The sequence below is a fragment of the Thermomonas aquatica genome, assembly GCF_006337105.1.
Classification (GTDB): Bacteria; Pseudomonadota; Gammaproteobacteria; order Xanthomonadales; family Xanthomonadaceae; genus Thermomonas; species Thermomonas aquatica.
Genome location: NZ_CP040871.1, coordinates 2,690,788 through 2,707,383, shown reverse-complemented (window position 1 = coordinate 2,707,383; position 16,596 = coordinate 2,690,788). Strand labels below are relative to the sequence as shown.

The following is a 16,596-nucleotide window of genomic DNA, read 5'->3' as shown; positions in this document are numbered from 1 at the left end:
TCAGCGCGCCCGGTAGAACTGCAGGCTGTTGCCGCCAGGGTCGCGCAGGTGGAACTCGCGCGTGCCCCAGGGCGTATCCGCCGGCGCCGCCCAAGGGCTGCCGTCCGACGAGATCGCATCGATCGCCCCGGCCACCGCGAATTGCGCATGCAGCGCATCGACATCCTCGACCAGGAAACGGCAGGCCGCACGGTCAACGCCCGCGACCCATTGCCCGGCATCCGCCCACTGCAGGTGCAGCTCGACGCCATCGCGATGCACCGCGGCATACCTCGGCTCCCCTGCGTCATCCTGGAAGGACAACGCGAAACCGAGCAGCTGGTAGAAGCGGATGGATGCAGCGACGTCGCGTGCGGCCAGCACCGGATGGATCGCCCGGATCGTCGCGATGCGTGCGCTCACTGGGCGCCTCCTTCCAGCTGCCGCACCGCGCGGCGGTCGCGCCAGTACAGGATCGCGGCCACCAGCTGGTCGAACCACAGGCCCCACAGCAACGCCAGCATCAGCATCTGCGCGATGAAGGGATAGCTGAACTCGCGCAGGCGGCCGGTATCGCTGAAGCCCAGCAGCACCGCGATGGCGATGATGCACACGGTGGTGGCGCCGCGGCCCCACTGGCTGGCGATGAGTTCGATCTGCATGTCGCGTTCGTCCTCCAGCACCTTGCCGGCCCAACGCTGCTTCAGCACCTGCGCCAACACCAGCCAGGCCACGAACAGGGTGCCGATGCCGCGCCCGGCCACGCCGGCCTCCGGGTTCTGCCCGATCGGCAACTGCGGCAGGAACACATCCGCCCTTTGCAGGCTGGCGATGATCACCGCGCCGACGAAGGCCACCCCGATCCATGCCTGCCATTCGCCGTGCGCGACCGCGGCCTCGTCCTCGCTGTGCGGGATGCGGTGCACCGCGTCCACGCAGAACCAGACCGCGACGACGAACAGCACGCTGCCGATCCAGCCCAGCGGCAGGCCCAGGTCGCGGTATTCGCCGCCGAAGAACAGGGCCAGGCCGACGCCGGCCAGCAGCAGGCAGGCGATCAATTGGTTGCGCGGGGACAGGGCCTTCATCGATGTCATCCATACCTGACGAAATGTAATATTCAGTTTACATCGTGAAATCGCGATGTCAAGTATTTTGGCGATTATATACTTGACACACCCATGATTTTTGGGCACTCTGGACACATAAACCGGAGTTCCAGATGGCCGCCATTTTTGCCCCGCACTTTCAGGACGCCGACAAGGCCCGCGAATACTTGGAAGCCCTGCGCTGGCCTAACGGTCCGGTCTGCCCGCACTGCGGCGTCGAAGGCAAGCACTACTCCATGAAGGGTGCTTCGCACCGCCCCGGCCTGTGGAAGTGCAAGGACTGCCGCAAGCAGTTCAGCGTTACCGTGGGCACTGTCTTTGAACGGTCGAAGATCCCGTTGAACAAGTGGTTGATGGCCGTCCACCTGATGTGCGCCAGCAAGAAGGCGATTAGCTCGCACCAGGTTCACCGGCTGCTGGGTGTTACCTACAAGTCGGCGTGGTTCATGACCCATCGCATCCGCGAGGCTATGAAGCCCGACGGTGGCGGCCTGCTGGGTTCAGGTGGCGGCGCTGTCGAAGTGGACGAGACCTACTGGGGCATCGAGCCGGGCAAGAAGATGCGTCCGGGCTACCAGCACAAGATGAAGGTGGTTTCGCTGGTCGAGCGGAACGGCGAGAAGCGCAGCTTCCACGTCCAGCAGGTGACCATCCGCAGCATGGCCGAAGTCTTGGAGGCGAACGTCAGCCCGGATGCGATCTTGAATACGGACGAGTTGAACGTCTACAAGAAGGCTGCCGCCAACTTCTCGCGGCACGAAGTGGTGAACCATGGTCTCCGCGAGTACGCCCGTGGTCGCGCCACTACGAACAGCGTCGAGAGCAGCTTCAGCCTGTTGAAGCGTGGCCTGATCGGCACTTTCCATCACGTTGGGTACGATCACTTGCAGCGCTACGTGACCGAGTTCGACTTCCGCTGGAACCACCGCAAGGTGTCTGACCGGGAGCGCAGCGATTCCCTGCTGAAGTCCATTGGCGGCAAGCGGCTGACCTATGCCCACTAAAAGGAAAGAGCCAAGCCCCCAGCCCCCCAGCGACCCGCAACTAGTCGAAGTCGCCGCAGACGACTTCGATGACGTTTTGAGGCGCATGCTGGTGACGCCGCCTGCGCCCAAGCCTAAGAAGAAAGTAAAGAAAAGGCCCCCAAGCTATTGAACGTGGGAGCCATTCGTGTACAAAGATAGTGCCCCGTGTCGGAGTTGAACCGACATGACCCGCCAGAGTCGGCGGTTTTAAAGACCGCTGCGTCTAACCAATTTCGCCAACGGGGCGATGCTGTACAAAATGGTGGAGCTGAGGGGATTCGAACCCCCGGGTGTTTGGATGGAAAGCCCTCACCCGGACCAACCCAGCCCCACAAACCTTCAGGAGCCACCTTCGGGTGGCTCTTGTTTTTCCGCACTTGCAAACCACCACTCGCTCTTAGGGCCGAGTTCAAAAACCGATGAACGGGAAAGGTGGGCGCTCAGGTTATTGAGCGGCACCTTGCCCGTAATGCTGACCCCCAGCTTCGACAGCCCTTCGTAAATCTCGCGGATTTTCAGCGGCCTGCCAGCCTCCTTCAGTACCTTGGCGGTGCCGTCGATGATTGCTTGGCCGCCGGGCGTAACCCGCGTCTTCGCCCTCCCGTCGCCAGTCAAGCGCAGCACGCTATCCGACGCTTCTTCGTCTTCATGGAAATCGATTGGCGGCCGAGAAAGAACCACCATCGGCGGCGGAATCGAGATAAGAGGCCGGGTGGGACGCGGATTGGCCTGTACCTTTTGACCAAGGCCAAGGGCGCTGAGCGCCTGCGCGGCTTGAGCGTAAAGCTGAGCGCCCGCGAAGATTTCTTCGTCCAGTTCTTGCAGTTCCGCGTTCAGTTTGGCGACGCGTGCCGCGAGGCTCTTCCGCTCCTCGATGAGATCCGTGATGTTGCGCGACTTCGTGCCCATGACGCGAGTCTACATGTCATGCGGTTTGCTGTGTCGTATCATTGCAAATGAGATTTGGCACCTTAGTTATCTGGCGTTCATCCAATCTATTCCATCTCGATGCCGAGATTGGTTAATGCAGAATGGGTTTGTTACGTATATAACAGCCAGTATTTTTTACATCGCCTTGTTAACCTGCCCGCCTGTCGCCATCTCCATCGCATCGCAACGACCAAGCCCGCCATGACCGACACCGCCAAGCCGCACGTATTCGACGCCACCGCCGCGACCTTCGAGGACACGGTGATCCGCAAGTCGCTGGAAACCCCGGTGCTGGTGGATTTCTGGGCGACCTGGTGCGGCCCGTGCAAGACCCTGGGCCCGGTGCTGGAAAAGCTGGCCGCCGACTACCACGGCGCCTTCGAACTGGCCAAGGTCGATGTCGATGCCGAACAGGAACTGGCCGCCGCGTTCCAGATCCGCTCGGTGCCGACGGTGATGCTGGTCAAGGACGGGCAACTGGTCGATGGCTTCCCCGGCGCGCTGCCGGAAGGCCAGCTGCGCGAATTCCTCAAGCACCACGGCATCGAGCCGGCAGCGGCAGTGGAGGACGCCGTGGTCGAAGAAACCGCCGCGCCGCCAATCGATCCGCACGAAGAAGTGATGCGCCTGCGCAAGGCGATCGAAGCCGAACCCGAGAAGTCCGAACTCAGGCTCGACCTCGCGCTGGCCCTGCTGCAGACCGGTGCCGCGAGCGAAGCGGAACACCTCCTGGATGCCCTGCCCGCCAACCTGTCCACCGACGACCGCGCGGTGAAGGCGCGTGCGCGGCTCGGCTTTGCCGCCCTGCTCAAGGACGCACCGCCGGCCGAAGTACTGGAAGCCGCCATCGCCAGCGATCCGGCCGACCTGCGCGCCCGCCACCTGCTGGGCGTACGCAGGCTGGTGGGCGGCGATGCCGAAGCCGGCCTGCAGCAGTTCATCGAGATGCTGCAGCGCGACCGCGGCTACGCCGACAACCTCGCGAAGAAGTCGCTGATCGACGCCTTCCGGGTGGTCGAGGACGAGGACCTGGTGGGCCGCTACCGCCGGAAGATGTCCGCCCTGCTGCTGGTCTGATCCTCCATACCAATGCGTATGGTAGGCTGCCGCCCCCTGCCGCAGCCGTTCCATCCGCATGAAGCCAAGCATCCTTCGCCACGGCCTGAACCTGTGGCCGCCGTTCCTGTTCAGCGGCATCCACGTCACCGAAATCACCGATGACTGGCGCCGCGTGCGCGTCGAGCTGCGGATGCGGCCGTGGAATCGCAATTACGTGAAGACCCACTTCGGCGGCAGCCTGTTCGCGATGACCGACCCGTTCCGGATGATCCCGGTGCTGCGCTGCCTGGGGCCCGACTACTTCGTCTGGGACAAGGCCGGCGAGATCGAATTCGCGAAGCCCGGCCGCGGCACCGTGCATGCCGTGTTCGAACTGGACGATGCCGTGCTCGACGAACTGCGCGCCGCCGCCGCGGGCGGCGAGAAAGTGCTGCGCTGGTTCGAGGCGGACGTCATCGATGAACAGGGCGATGTGGTCGCGCGCACCCGCAAGCAGTTGTACGTGCGCCGCAAACCGGGACGCTGAGCGGTTCCATCGCGGCGCGACCGCGGCGTATCCTTCGGCCAACGACGGCCCAGGGAACGCGCCTTTGTCCAGCAACGAACAACCGCAGATCGAGGGTTATCGCATCCTGCGCGTGATCGGCCACGGCGGCATGTCCACCGTCTACCTGGCCGAGCAGACTTCGCTCGGGCGCAAGGTCGCGCTGAAGGTGATGCTGCCGGAAGCGCTGGCCGACGAAGTCAGCCGCGGCCGCTTCGAGAACGAAGCGCGCACCATCGCCCGGCTGGAGCATCCCAACATCGTCGGCATCCACGAGGTCGGGCGCACCGCCGACGGCCTGCCGTTCTATTCGATGCCCTACCTGCCGCGCGGACACCTCGCCCAGCGCAACCTGCGCGGCGACCAGCAGAAGGCCGCATCGATCCTGCGCGCGCTGCTGCCCGCGCTCGACTACGCGCACGTGCGCGGCGTGGTGCACCGCGACGTCAAGGCCGAGAACGTGCTGTTCGACGAAGCCGAACGGCCGATGCTGGCCGACTTCGGCATCGCCCTGCGCCGCGGCAACAACCCGCGCCTGACCTCGACCGGCCTCGCCGTCGGCAGCACCGCCTACATGCCGCCGGAGCAGGCGCGCGGCGGCGAGGTCGACCGCCGCGCCGACCTGTACAGCATCGGCGTGCTGGCCTGGGAAACGCTGACCGGCCGCCTGCCGTACAACGCCGGCGATGCCTTGTCGATGGCGCTCAAGCACGTGCAGGACCCGATCCCGCGCCTGCCCGCGCCGCTCAAGCACTGGCAGGGCTTCATCGACAAGTCGATGGCGAAGCTGCCGGCCGAACGCTACGCCAGCGCGCACGAGATGCTGGACGCGCTCAACGAGCTGGAAAAACGCGCCGGCAAGAATTTCGGTTTCGTCGAAGTGGTGATGCCTCCCGCGGGAAGCGCTGCGCCGGCAGCGGAAGCCCGCCGCCATGGCTGGATGTCCTGGGCTTTCGGTGCGGTCGCGCTGGCCGCGCTCGCCTTCGGCATCGTCAATTTCATCGACCGGCAGCAAGCCAATGCCCCGGCCGCGGACGGCAGCGCGGACACCCGCCAGGCCGCGGACGGCGAGGCCCTGCCCGCACCCGCCGCCGATGCGCAAACCGGCCTGCTGGGCGAAACCGCGGCCATCGACAGCGGCGGCATCGCCGCCTATATCGCCAATGCGGAGCAGCAGTTGCGCGAAGGCCATGTCCTCGCGCCGCCGAACGGCAACGCCTGGGACAGCCTCGACGCCGCATGGCGGGTGGATGCCACCCATCCGCAGACCCAGGTGCTGACCGCGCGCCTGTTCGATGCGCTGGCCGACCTCGGCGAGCGCGGCCTGCGCGAAGGCGACCTCGCTGCCGCGCACATGGCCTTCGAGCGCGCCCGCGAACTGGACGCCCGCCGCGGCGGCGATGGCAGTGCGATCGCCTTGCTGCGCAAGCGGCTCGATGCCGCGCTGGCCGCGCGCATGGACGCGCTGGTGGCCAAGCCGGATCGCGCCGGCGCCAGCGCCCTGCTTGCCGGCACCCGCTGGCTCGGGCTCGATCCCGCCCGCAACCAGGCATTGCAGGCGCGCGTGGACGGCATGGCGAAGACCGCCTCCACCACCGTCATCGCCGCCCAGGCCGCCACGCCGCCGGCCAGCGCCGCGGTCGACGTGCATACCGTCAGCCGCGCCGACTACGCACGCTTCGCCAGCGCCAGCGCCCGCGCCCCGGCCGACTGCGGCCGCAACGGACTCTTCGGCGGCAAGCGCGACTGGAGCAAGGTCGGCAGCGATGGCGGGCCGGTGGTCTGCGTCTCCGCCGCCGATGCGCAGGCTTATGCCAGCTGGCTCAGCGCGCGCGAAAAACGCCGCTACCGGCTGCCCAGCGCGGGCGAACTGCGCGCGCAGGCGACCACGCCGGTCTCCGGCTGGCTGACCCTGTGCGCGGACGCCGGATGCTCGCGGCGCATGGCCAGCGGCAAGCTGCGCGCGCTGGATGCGAACCGCGGCTATGCCGACGTCGGCATCCGGCTGGTGCGCGAACGCTGAGGTTCAGGGGCGCAACGGCTGCGACCAGTCGCCGCCTTTCGATGCCTCATAGCGCCTGAAGTACAGGCGCCTGCCGCCCTCGCCGATCTCGAGCGCACGCGCAGGGCTTGTCAGCGATGCGGGGCGCCGCGACAGGCGATCCGCCAGGCTGGCCCCGGGTTGCGGGTTTTCATGCAGCCACTGCAGCGTCCCCAGCAACCTGAGTTTCATGCCGAAATCCTGCCGGCGCAGGGAATAGCTGGCATACGCCGGCGCGGCGATGTCGGCGAGGATGCAGCCCACCGGATTGGCGACGCAGGCGAACCGCCGGCGCCAATGGCGTTCGGCCGCGGGCGGCTCGAGCGGGACGTCGCGGGCGATCATCCCCGCGAACCGGCTCCCGCAGGCCGCGGCCATGTTGCGCGCATACATGGCACTGGTCGCTTCGGCATCGAACAGGAAACGGCGCGCGAACGGCGAAACCTCGTTCGACGGCGCCTGCGGGGAGTCGGCCAGGTTCCGCATGCCGTTGTCGGCGAAGGCGAATTCGCCCTTCATCGCCTCGCACAGCGACAGTTCCGCGGGACGGACTTCGGCCAGCGCGACGCGGCATTCGCCCGGGATCGGCGCATCGGCGGGCATCGCCGCCAGCATGTCGGCGAACAAGCCGCCATAGCCATCCGCCGCAAGCGCATCCGCGACCATGCCGGCGATCAGCATGTCGGTATGCGCCGCATGGCGACGCCAGCCGGCGATGCCCCGGCACACATTGCCCAGCGCTTCCTGCCGCCTGCCCTGCGCGAACAGCAATGCATCGCGGGTTGCAGGGGCGTAGGCATTCGCGAATGCCGGAAACGGCATGTCCGCACGCGCCGGCAAGCGCAGCTTGATGTGGTCGAAACCGGCAAGCGCATCGGCGCGCGCGATCAGCCTCGCATTGCGCGCCACCAAGCCGGCATAGGCGGGGATGTCCGCCGCGACCATCGCAAGGCAGCCGGGCTTCGACGCCGCGCACCACATGCCGCGGTCCGCAGCGCCCGGCTTGAGGTCCGGATACGCGGTCGCGGCGCTGCGGAAATCCGCGGACCGCAGCCCGAAGGCCGGCCACGCGCCGATGGTCCGGATGTCGGCATCGACCACCGCCCGTTGCCGGGCCGCGGGGACGTCGTAGTCGAGCGTCCACAGCGCATCGAAACCGTTGCGCCCCGGCGGCGTCCATCCGGCGCGCATCTGCGCGAGCGCCGCGCGCTCGTCCGCGCGCACGCCCCACAGCCGGGATGCGCCCCACACCGCGACGGCGGCAAGCAACAGCACGCCGAAGCTCGACAACACCCAACGCAATCCTCGCTTCATCATTCCCCCCTTTTCGTCCCAGCCTACAGACCGGCGACGGTCGCGGCCATGCCTTCCCCTACAATCGCGGCATGCCCGATCCCGCCCGCACTTTCGGACAGCGCCTGCAGCGGCTGTTCCTCACCGGACTGCTCACCCTGCTGCCGTTGTGGCTGACCTGGGTGGTGGTGAAATTCGTGTTCGTGCTGCTCTCCGACATCGGCCGGCCGGTGATCGAACCGCTGCTGCACAACCTGGCCATCGCCGCGCCGCAGGCCCTGGGCTGGCTCGACGAGAGCTGGGTGCGCACGGCGCTCGGCCTGCTCGCCACGCTCGGCGTGATCCTGCTGTCCGGGGCGATGGCGAAGGCGGTGGTCGGGCAGCGCCTGCTGCGCTGGTTCGAGGCCTTGATCGCGCGCATCCCCTTGGCCAGCACGATCTACGGCAGCGCGCGCAAACTGCTCGACATCCTGCAGACCAAGCCCGACGGCACCCAGCGGGTGGTGCTGATCGACTTCCCGCACACCGAGATGAAGACCCTCGGCTTCGTCACCCGCGTGATGCGCGAGGCCGGTACCGGGCGCGAGCTCGCGGCGGTCTACGTGCCGACCACGCCGAACCCGACCTCGGGTTACCTCGAGATCGTGCCGATGGAGAAGATCACCCCCACCGACTGGAACGTGGACCAGGCGATGAGCTTCATCATCAGCGGCGGCGCGGTGGCGCCGGACGAGATCCCGTTCTCGCCGCCGGCGGCGAAGGCATGAACCGGCTGCTCGACGACCGCGCGACCCGGCTGTTCATCGGCCTGGCCGCGTTCTTCTGCGTCAATGCGGTGCTGGCGGAGTTCATCGGGGTCAAGATCTTCGCGCTGGAGGACACGCTCGGCATCGCGCCGCTGCAGTGGAACCTGTTCGGCCAGAGCGGCTCGCTGAACTTCACCGCCGGCACCCTGCTGTGGCCGATCGTGTTCATCATGACCGACACGGTCAACGAATATTTCGGCAAGCGCGGCGTGCGCATGATCAGCTGGCTCGCGGCGGGACTGATCGTGTACGGCTTCGTGTTCGCCTTCGTCGCGATCCACCTGGCGCCGGCATCGTGGTGGGTCGGCGTGGCCAGGGACCAGGGCGTGCCGGATTACCAGGCCGCATTCGCCGCGGTGTTCGGGCAGGGGCTGTGGACGATCTGGGGTTCGCTGATCGCCTTCATGATCGGCCAGCTGATCGACGTGTCGGTGTTCCATCGCATCCGCAGGCGCACCGGCGAACGCCATGCCTGGTTGCGCGCCACCGGCTCCACCGCGGTCTCGCAGCTGGTCGACAGTTTCGTGGTGCTGTACATCGCCTTCGTGATCGGTCCGCAGCACTGGCCGACCTCGCTGTTCCTCGCGGTCGGCACGCTCAACTACGCCTACAAGATGCTGGCGGCGATCGCGCTGATCCCGCTGCTGTACCTGGCCCGTGTCGGCATCCACCGCTACCTCGGCCATGAGCGCGCGGCGGAGCTTCGCCGGCACGCCGCCGGAGACTGATCCGGCTCCGACAAAAAAAAGGGCCGGCAATGCCGGCCCTTTCGCATCACGGACGACGCTACCGATCAGGCGCGGGTGCCGCGCGGGGCGTTGCGCTTGCCGGCATAGGCGGCCTGGCCGCCGCTGCGGTGCTGCTTCGGCCCCGCATGGGTGGTCGGGCGCGCGGCGGGGCGCGCATGCGGCCGCGAGGCCGGCCGGCTCGGCGGACGCTGGCCGCCGCCACCGCCGTTCTTCGGGATCGGCGTGTCGAGGCGGATCGGCTTGCTCGGCGCGAAGCCGGGCACCACGTCCATCACCAGGTCGACCTTCAGCAGGCGCTGGATCTGCCGCAGCAGCCCGCCTTCCTCCGGCGACACCAGCGACAGCGCCTCGCCGGTCGCGCCATTGCGGCCGGTGCGGCCGATGCGGTGCACGTAGTCCTCGGCGACCATCGGCAGGTCGTGGTTGATCACCAGCGGCAGGTCGGGGATGTCGAGGCCGCGCGCGGCGACGTCGGTGGCGACCAGGATCCGCGCCTTGCCGGACTTGAAGTCCTTCAGCGCCTTCTGCCGCGCGGCCTGGCTCTTGTTGCCGTGGATCGCGACCGACGGCAGGCCCGCTTCCTCCAGCTGTTCGGCCAGGCGGTTGCAGCCGTGCTTGGTCTTGCCGAACACCAGCACCTGGTCGGTGTGGCGCTGCGACAGGATCTGGATCAGCAGGTCGCGCTTGCGCGAGCCGTCGACCGGGTGCGCGCGGTGGGCGATGGTCTGGGCGATGGTGTTCTGCGCCGCCACCTGCACCTGCTGCGGGTTGTGCATGAACTCCAGCGCCAGCGCCTTGATCTGCGCCTCGAAGGTCGCCGAGAACAGCAGGGTCTGGCGCTGCTTCGGCAGGCGGTTGAGGACGCGCTTGATCGCCGGCAGGAAGCCCATGTCGAGCATGCGGTCGGCTTCGTCCAGGATCAGCACCTCCACGGCATCCAGCTTCACGCTGCCGCGATCCAGATGGTCGATCAGGCGGCCCGGGCAGGCCACCAGCACGTCCACGCCGCGGCGCAGCTGCTCGATCTGCGGCTGCATGCCGACCCCGCCGAACAGGGTGGTGACGTTGAGCTTGAGGTGGCGGCCGTAGGTCTTGAAGCTGTCGGCGACCTGCACCGCGAGTTCGCGGGTCGGCACCAGCACCAGCGCGCGCGGCTTGCGCGGGCCGGCCGGCGGGGTGAGCTTGGACAGGTGGTTCAGCACCGGCAGCGCGAACGCCGCGGTCTTGCCGGTACCGGTCTGGGCGCCGCCCAGCACGTCGTGGCCGGCCAGCACCAGCGGGATCGCCTCGGCCTGGATCGGGGTGGGGGTGTTGTAGTTGTTGTCGGCCAGCGCGCGCAGCAAGGCGGGCGCGAGGCCAAGGGTTTCGAACGTCATGTGGAACTCCGGTTTATTGCAACCCGCGCGCAAGGCGTGGGCGAACCCGAGCGTTCCTGTTAGAACCGCGCTACGAGTCGACAGATGGCACGACGCCGGTGATCCGGGCCGTGTCTGCGCGACGAAAGGCGTACGGGAAGAAAGCCGCGTGAGCGGCCGGCTTGATCAGGAAAAACGCGCCCCGTGATGGAACCGGGGAGATCAGCCGTGCGCAGAACGGGGCGGATGATACGCGAAAACCGGCTTGTTTGCTGCGTTGCAACAGCGGCCGCTGGCGGCCGTTCAGGCTCTTCCGTTGCCTTGGCCCGCATGACACTCTTCGCACGGTTCCCGGATGGCGACGACATGAAACCCGAAATCCGCCTTGCCCAGTGGCTGATGGCCAGCGTGTTCATCGTGATGGGCGGCTACCGCCTGTGGGGCGCCCTGCACGGGGTGCCGACCGCGAACGCCACCCTCGCCTTCAGCGCGGTCGAATTCCTGCTGGGCCTGCTGATCGCCGCCGGCTGGCGGCTGCGCGCGATGGCCTTGCTGGCCGCCCTGCTGATGCTGGTCGACGCGGCGCTGTCGCACAGGTTCTGGCTGCTGCAAGGCGCCGAGCAGGGCGCGCAACTGCTGCACTTCATGAAGAACATCGGTTTCGTCGGCGGCCTGCTCCTGCTCGCCACGGTAGCCGGCGGCGGCAAGAGGCGCTGAGCATGCGCTTCGGGTCCGGGGCGCCGGTGCTGCGCGCGGCCGGCGCGCACCGCAGCCATGTCGGCATGGTCGAACTGTTCTACGACCTGGTGTTCGTGTTCGCGATCACCCAGCTCTCGCACGGGTTGCTGGAACGCCTCACGCCACTGGGCGCGTTGCAGGTCGGCGTGCTCTTCGTCGGTGCCTGGTGGCTGTGGATGTACACCACCTGGTGCACGAACTGGTTGAATCCCGCGTCCACCGCGGTCCGCCAGCTGCTGTTCGCCTTGATGCTGCTGGGGTTGCTGATGTCGGCGGCCTTGCCGCACGCCTTCGCCGAGCGCGGCCTGGTGTTCGCGCTGGCCTACGTGGCGCAGCACCTGCTGCGTTCCCTCTACATGATCCGCGCGTTCGGCCCGCGCACCGGGCATGGGCGCAATTTCATCCGGATCAGCCTCTGGCTGCTGGCCTCCGGCGTGCTCTGGATCGTGGGCGGCCTGGCCGATCCGCAGACCCGGCTGGCGTGGTGGGCGCTGGCGATCGCCATCGAATTCCTCGGCCCGATCGCCTACTTCCGGCTGCCCGGACTGGGCGCATCGTCCACCGCCGACTGGGACGTCGATCCCCAGCACATGGGCGAACGCTGCGGCCTGTTCGTGATCATCGCCCTGGGCGAATCGCTGCTGATCACCGGCGCCACCTTCGCCAACCTGCCCTGGAACCAGCCCAGCGTGCTCGGCTTCCTGGCCGCGTTCCTCGGCACGGTGGCGATGTGGTGGATCTATTTCGATTCCGGTTCCGAGCGCGCCGTCCAGCACTTCGAACACGCCGCGGACCGCGGCCGCGTCGCCCGGCTCGCCTACACCTACCTGCACATCCCGATCATCGCCGGCATCGTCGTCTGCGCCGTCGCCGACGAACTGGTGCTGGTGCATCCCGAACACGCCGAGAATGCCGGGATCGCGGCGATCCTGGGCGGGCCGTTCCTGTACCTGCTGGGCAATGCGCTGTTCAAATGGGTGACCAACCAGCGCCGCTTGCCGCCGTTCTCGCACATGGTCGGCCTTGCCGTGCTGGCCGCGCTCTCGGTACCGGCGTTCGGCCACGCGTTCAGCGCCTTGGCGCTGGGCTGGCTGACCACCGCCACCCTGATGCTGGTGGCGCTGTGGGAATGGTTTTCGCTGCAGCGGGGCAAGGCCTAGCGTTCAGCGCCGGATCCGCTGCGGCGCCATCGCCTGCACCGAGCGTTCGATCAACTCCCGCAGCACGCCGGCATCGACGTCGGCGAGCCGCTTCAGGTACAGGCAGCTCTTGCCGGTCTTGTGCCTGCCCAGCTTCGCCAGCGACTCGGCGCAGCCGTCGAAGCCCGGCATGAGGTACAGCGTCAGGTCGTTCTTGCGCGGCGAGAAGCCGACCAGCGGCCATTCGCGCGTCTTCTTCGCGCTGTCGACGTAGGCAAAGCGCCCGAAGCCGACGATGGCCGCGCCCCACATCTCCGCGCGCTCGCCGGTGGCGGCTTCCATCATCCGCAGCACCGCCTCGCAATCCGCGCGGCGCGCGTCGGCCTGCTGCGCCAGGAAGCCCGATACCGATGCCGTGGTCGGCCGCGTCTTCAGTTCGCCCATCGCGCGTCCTCAGGCCTGCAGGGCCATGCCCGGCCGCGCCAGCACCACCTCGATGCCGTCGCGCTCGCCGATCTCGCCGGCCAGCGCCTCGCGCGCCTTGTCCTCGCCATGCACCAGCGCCAGCCGCGGCTTCGGCTCGAAATGGCCGAACCAGTCGAGCAGGCCGCGCTGGTCGGCATGCGCGGACAAGCCGCCGACGGTATGCACCGCTGCGTTGACGCGGTAATCCTTGCCGTGGATGCGCACCCACCTGGCGCCGTCGACCAGGCGCCGGCCGAGCGTGCCCACGCCCTGGTAGCCGACGAAGACCACGTGCGCGCCGCGGCGTCCGAGGTTGTAGCGGAGGTGGTGCAGGATCCGGCCGCCGCTGGCCATGCCGCTGCCGGCGATGACGATGGCGCCGCGCTCGATGCGGTTGATCGCCATCGATTCCTCGACATCGGCGGTGACCCGCAGGTTGGGCAGCTTGAACGGATTCGGCCGCTCCGCCCACACGCGCCGCGCATCCTCGTCGAACAATTCGTGGTGGCGGCCGTAGACCTCCACCACCTTGCCCGCCATCGGGCTGTCGATGAAGATGGTCCAGCGCGACAGCTTCCACTCGTCCCAGTGCCTGGCGAACCAGTACAGCAGTTCCTGCGAACGCCCCACCGCGAACGCCGGGATCAGCACGTTGCCGCCGTCGCGCCAGGCGTCATCGAGGATCTGCCCGAGCTCGGCGATGGTCTCCGCGCGCTCCTTGTGGTTGCGGTCGCCGTAGGTCGATTCCATCAGGACGAGGTCGGCCTCGCGGATCGGGGTCGGGTCGCGCAGGATCGGCGTGCCCTTCGGGCCGAGGTCGCCGGAGAACACCAGTTTCCGGCCGTCCGCCCACAGCTCGACGATGCTGGAGCCGAGGATGTGCCCGGCATCGCGGAACGCGGCGTCGACGCCGCCGAGGATCGTCTCGCGCTTGTCGTAGGGCAGCGCGCGCACCTGCGCCATCGCGTCGGCGACATCCTCCCTGGTGTACAGCGGCTGCATTTCCGCTTCGCCGTGCGCGCGCCTGCGGTTGAAGCGCTCCGCCTCGCTTTCCGCCAGCGATGCCGAGTCCATCAGCATGATCGGCATGAGGTCGGCGGTGGCGCGCTGGGCGAAGATCGGGCCACGGAAGCCGCGCTTGACCAGCAGCGGCACCCGGCCGATGTGGTCGATGTGCGCATGGCTGATCACAAGCGCGTCGATGGAGGCGACATCGAACGGGAACGGGTCGGCGTTGGCCGCTTCCATTTCCCGGCTGCCCTGCGACATGCCGCAATCCAGCAGCACGCGCTTGCCCGCCGCTTCGACCAGGTGCATGGAACCGGTGACTTCGCCCGCCGCGCCGTGGAAATGCACTCGCATCGCCCGCTCCCTCGGAAACCCAGCGCAGGGTACCGCAGTCCCGCGTGCGGCCGATCACTCAGGCGCTTGCGCGTTCCTGCAGCGGCGGTTCCGCCAGCAATCCGAGCGCGGCGCGCAGCGCGTCGCGGTAGCTGCGCCCGGACACCAGGCGTTGCCCGCCGTGCAGGCTGACGCGGTAGCGGCCGGAGGCCAGCGGCTCGACTTCGCGGATCGCGTCGATGCGCACGATCGCCGAGCGGTGGATGCGCAGGAAGCGTTGCGGATCGAGCCGCGCATGGAAGCCGCTGATGGTCTCGCGCAGCACGAAGCTGCGCATGCCCACCTTCAACTCGACGTAGTTCGCCTGCGCCAGCGCGCAATCCAGCTCGTCCAGTTCCACCATCTGCATGCGCCGGCCGATCGGCAGCGCCAGCCGGCGCCGGATCGGCGCCGATGCCGTCACCGGCGCATCGCCCGCCAGCGCGCGTTGCACGCGCTCGATCGCCTGTTGCAGGCGTTCGGCGGAAATCGGCTTGAGCAGGTAGTCCAGCGCCTGCACATCGAACGCGCGCACCGCGTGTTCCGCGTAGGCGGTCACGAACACCACCGCGCGCGGCCGCGCGACCACGTGTTCCAGCGCCTGGAACCCGTCCGCGCCCGGCATCTGGATGTCGAGCAGCAGCAGGTCGCAGGGGCAGTCCGGCAGCAACTGCATCACCTCGATGCCGCTGGCGCATTCGGCCACCACCTCGATGTCCGGCATCGCCGCCAGCAGGCGGCGCAGGCGCAGGCGCGCCAGCGGCTCGTCGTCGGCGACCACCACCCGCAAGGCGCTCATCGCGCCGGCACCCCGTCGAAGCGGATCGCAGCGGGCGCTTCGCGCACGGCCGCGCCGGCGCCATGCGCGCGCGGCAGGCGCAGGCCCACCCGCGTGCCGCCGCGCTCGGTTTCCTCGATCGCCAGCGCGGCGGCGTCGCCATACAGCGCCTGCAGGCGCGCGCGCGTGTTCGAAAGGCCGATCCCGTTGCCCTCGGCATCGGGCAGGCCTTCGGCGCCGTCGTCCTCCACGTCCAGCCACAGCATGCCGGACACCAGGGCGGCGCCGATGCGCACGCTGCCCGGCCGGATGCGGCGGGCGATGGCGTGCACCACCGCGTTCTCCACCAGCGGCTGCAGCAGCAGCGGCGGCACTGCTTCGTCGAGGCAGTCCTCGGCGACGTGCCAATGCACCTGCATGCGTTCGCCCAGGCGCACCTTCTCGATGTCGAGGTATTGCGCCAGCAGTTCCAGTTCCTCGCGCAGGCTGACCCATTGCAGGCGCGACGTGTCGAGGCTGCGCCGCAGCAGCGCGGACAGGCCGACCAGCATGCGGTCGGCGCGCGCGGCGTCGTGGTGCACCAGTTCGGCGATCGAGTTCAGCGCGTTGAACAGGAAATGCGGGTTGAGCTGGGCGGAGATCGCGTCCAGCCGCGCCTGCGCCAGTTGCGCCTGCAGTTCCGCCGCATGCCGCTCCTGCGCATGCGCGCGGTCGAAGTACAGCAGCGCGTGCGCCAGCCCGATCATGATCCAGCCGAGCAGGAGGTTGTTCTGCAGGCTGGTCGGCATCACGTCGCGCCAGAACGACGGCGGCGTCTTGTACCAGCGGACCCACGGATCCAACCCGTAGATGAAGCACGAGCGCACGAACACGACGGCCATCGCCGCCAGCATCAGGATCGAGCAAGCGCGCAGGATCTGCCCGCGCCGGATCGGGTGGCGCTCCACCATCCAGAACAGGAACATGGCGAGCGGTATCCAGCCCCACATGCCGACCAGATTGGTGCGCAGTTCGTCCTGCCACGAGTAGGCTTCGCCCGATTCGAGATGCCATTCGACCGACTGGTAGGCATACAGCAGCCCATAGGCGGTCCAGCCGACCAGCATCACCAGCCACAGCACCCAGCGCCGGCGCAATGCGGTCGGTTGCGTCGATTGCGGGATCTGGTCTGCGCATTCCATGCCGACACGCTACCCGCGCGCCCGG

At 68.1% G+C, this 16,596-nt stretch carries 17 protein-coding genes; 8 read left to right on the top strand and 9 right to left on the bottom strand.

The genetic code is table 11. The features are described from left to right. Together FHQ07_RS14605 and FHQ07_RS14600 are read right to left on the bottom strand one after the other, a co-directional pair. Positions 1 to 402: a bleomycin resistance protein gene (locus tag FHQ07_RS14605; RefSeq protein WP_240703498.1), complete on the bottom strand. Its 402-nt coding sequence runs from the start codon at positions 400 to 402 to the stop codon at positions 1 to 3. After that, positions 399 to 1,067 carry a hypothetical protein gene (locus tag FHQ07_RS14600; RefSeq protein ID WP_240703497.1) on the bottom strand — a complete coding sequence of 223 codons (669 nt, stop codon included), beginning with the start codon at positions 1,065 to 1,067 and terminating at the stop codon, positions 399 to 401. Before FHQ07_RS14600 ends, FHQ07_RS14605 begins: the two co-directional genes overlap by 4 nt. A 134-nt stretch (positions 1,068 to 1,201) precedes the next feature. Here FHQ07_RS14600 and FHQ07_RS12825 point away from each other — a divergent pair, with 134 nt between their 5' ends. Continuing rightward, positions 1,202 to 2,092, top strand: a complete 891-nt coding sequence (locus FHQ07_RS12825) for an IS1595 family transposase (RefSeq protein ID WP_139717282.1) — start codon at positions 1,202 to 1,204, stop codon at positions 2,090 to 2,092. A 360-nt stretch (positions 2,093 to 2,452) separates the two neighbouring features. On the opposite strand, the gene FHQ07_RS12820 is transcribed toward FHQ07_RS12825, so the two are convergent. Beyond that, complete coding sequence (locus FHQ07_RS12820; RefSeq protein ID WP_139717280.1) at positions 2,453 to 3,022, bottom strand: hypothetical protein; 570 nt, start codon at positions 3,020 to 3,022, stop codon at positions 2,453 to 2,455. A gap of 222 nt (positions 3,023 to 3,244) precedes the next feature. On the opposite strand from FHQ07_RS12820, the gene trxA reads away from it, so the two are divergent. The 3 genes from trxA (at position 3,245) to FHQ07_RS12805 (ending at position 6,669) form a co-directional block, all read left to right on the top strand. Continuing rightward, on the top strand, positions 3,245 to 4,120 hold the full coding sequence (gene trxA / locus FHQ07_RS12815) for a thioredoxin (protein ID WP_139717278.1): 876 nt from the start codon (positions 3,245 to 3,247) through the stop codon (positions 4,118 to 4,120). A 58-nt stretch (positions 4,121 to 4,178) separates the two neighbouring features. Beyond that, complete coding sequence (locus tag FHQ07_RS12810; protein WP_139717276.1) at positions 4,179 to 4,628, top strand: DUF4442 domain-containing protein; 450 nt, start codon at positions 4,179 to 4,181, stop codon at positions 4,626 to 4,628. 64 nt (positions 4,629 to 4,692) lie between these two features. Further along, entirely contained in the window at positions 4,693 to 6,669 is a 1,977-nt protein-coding gene (locus tag FHQ07_RS12805) for a serine/threonine-protein kinase (protein ID WP_168191563.1), read from the top strand. A 3-nt stretch (positions 6,670 to 6,672) separates the two neighbouring features. On the opposite strand, the gene FHQ07_RS12800 is transcribed toward FHQ07_RS12805, so the two are convergent. Beyond that, positions 6,673 to 8,001, bottom strand: a complete 1,329-nt coding sequence (locus FHQ07_RS12800) for a hypothetical protein (RefSeq protein ID WP_139717272.1) — start codon at positions 7,999 to 8,001, stop codon at positions 6,673 to 6,675. Between the two features lie 71 nt (positions 8,002 to 8,072). On the opposite strand from FHQ07_RS12800, the gene FHQ07_RS12795 reads away from it, so the two are divergent. Together FHQ07_RS12795 and FHQ07_RS12790 are read left to right on the top strand one after the other, a co-directional pair. Further along, complete coding sequence (locus FHQ07_RS12795) at positions 8,073 to 8,747, top strand: DUF502 domain-containing protein (RefSeq protein WP_139717270.1); 675 nt, start codon at positions 8,073 to 8,075, stop codon at positions 8,745 to 8,747. After that, positions 8,744 to 9,514 (top strand): queuosine precursor transporter, encoded by a 771-nt coding sequence (locus tag FHQ07_RS12790; RefSeq protein WP_139717269.1) that lies wholly within the window; start codon positions 8,744 to 8,746, stop codon positions 9,512 to 9,514. The genes FHQ07_RS12795 and FHQ07_RS12790 overlap by 4 nt, the downstream gene beginning before the upstream one ends. A gap of 65 nt (positions 9,515 to 9,579) precedes the next feature. Here the strand turns inward: FHQ07_RS12790 and FHQ07_RS12785 are convergent, their stop codons facing one another. After that, entirely contained in the window at positions 9,580 to 10,911 is a 1,332-nt protein-coding gene (locus FHQ07_RS12785; RefSeq protein WP_139717267.1) for a DEAD/DEAH box helicase, read from the bottom strand. A gap of 309 nt (positions 10,912 to 11,220) precedes the next feature. Between FHQ07_RS12785 and FHQ07_RS12780 the strand changes: the two genes are divergently transcribed. Both FHQ07_RS12780 and FHQ07_RS12775 read left to right on the top strand, forming a co-directional pair. Next, a complete protein-coding gene (locus tag FHQ07_RS12780) occupies positions 11,221 to 11,607 on the top strand; it encodes a hypothetical protein (RefSeq protein ID WP_168191562.1) in 387 nt (128 codons plus the stop codon). A 2-nt stretch (positions 11,608 to 11,609) separates the two neighbouring features. Next, positions 11,610 to 12,788: a low temperature requirement protein A gene (locus FHQ07_RS12775; RefSeq protein WP_206202323.1), complete on the top strand. Its 1,179-nt coding sequence runs from the start codon at positions 11,610 to 11,612 to the stop codon at positions 12,786 to 12,788. A 3-nt stretch (positions 12,789 to 12,791) separates the two neighbouring features. Here FHQ07_RS12775 and FHQ07_RS12770 read toward each other — a convergent pair whose 3' ends face one another. Genes FHQ07_RS12770 through FHQ07_RS12755 form a run of 4 tightly spaced genes read right to left on the bottom strand, consistent with a single transcriptional unit; the run spans position 12,792 to position 16,571 of the window. Next, positions 12,792 to 13,211, bottom strand: coding sequence for a DUF1801 domain-containing protein (locus FHQ07_RS12770; protein ID WP_139717263.1), 420 nt, complete (start codon positions 13,209 to 13,211; stop codon positions 12,792 to 12,794). Positions 13,212 to 13,220: 9 nt separating this feature from the next. Continuing rightward, positions 13,221 to 14,594 (bottom strand): MBL fold metallo-hydrolase RNA specificity domain-containing protein, encoded by a 1,374-nt coding sequence (locus tag FHQ07_RS12765; RefSeq protein WP_139717262.1) that lies wholly within the window; start codon positions 14,592 to 14,594, stop codon positions 13,221 to 13,223. A gap of 58 nt (positions 14,595 to 14,652) precedes the next feature. Continuing rightward, positions 14,653 to 15,411, bottom strand: a complete 759-nt coding sequence (locus FHQ07_RS12760) for a LytR/AlgR family response regulator transcription factor (RefSeq protein ID WP_139717260.1) — start codon at positions 15,409 to 15,411, stop codon at positions 14,653 to 14,655. After that, complete coding sequence (locus FHQ07_RS12755; RefSeq protein WP_139717258.1) at positions 15,408 to 16,571, bottom strand: sensor histidine kinase; 1,164 nt, start codon at positions 16,569 to 16,571, stop codon at positions 15,408 to 15,410. Before FHQ07_RS12755 ends, FHQ07_RS12760 begins: the two co-directional genes overlap by 4 nt. Positions 16,572 to 16,596: the final 25 nt, after the last annotated feature.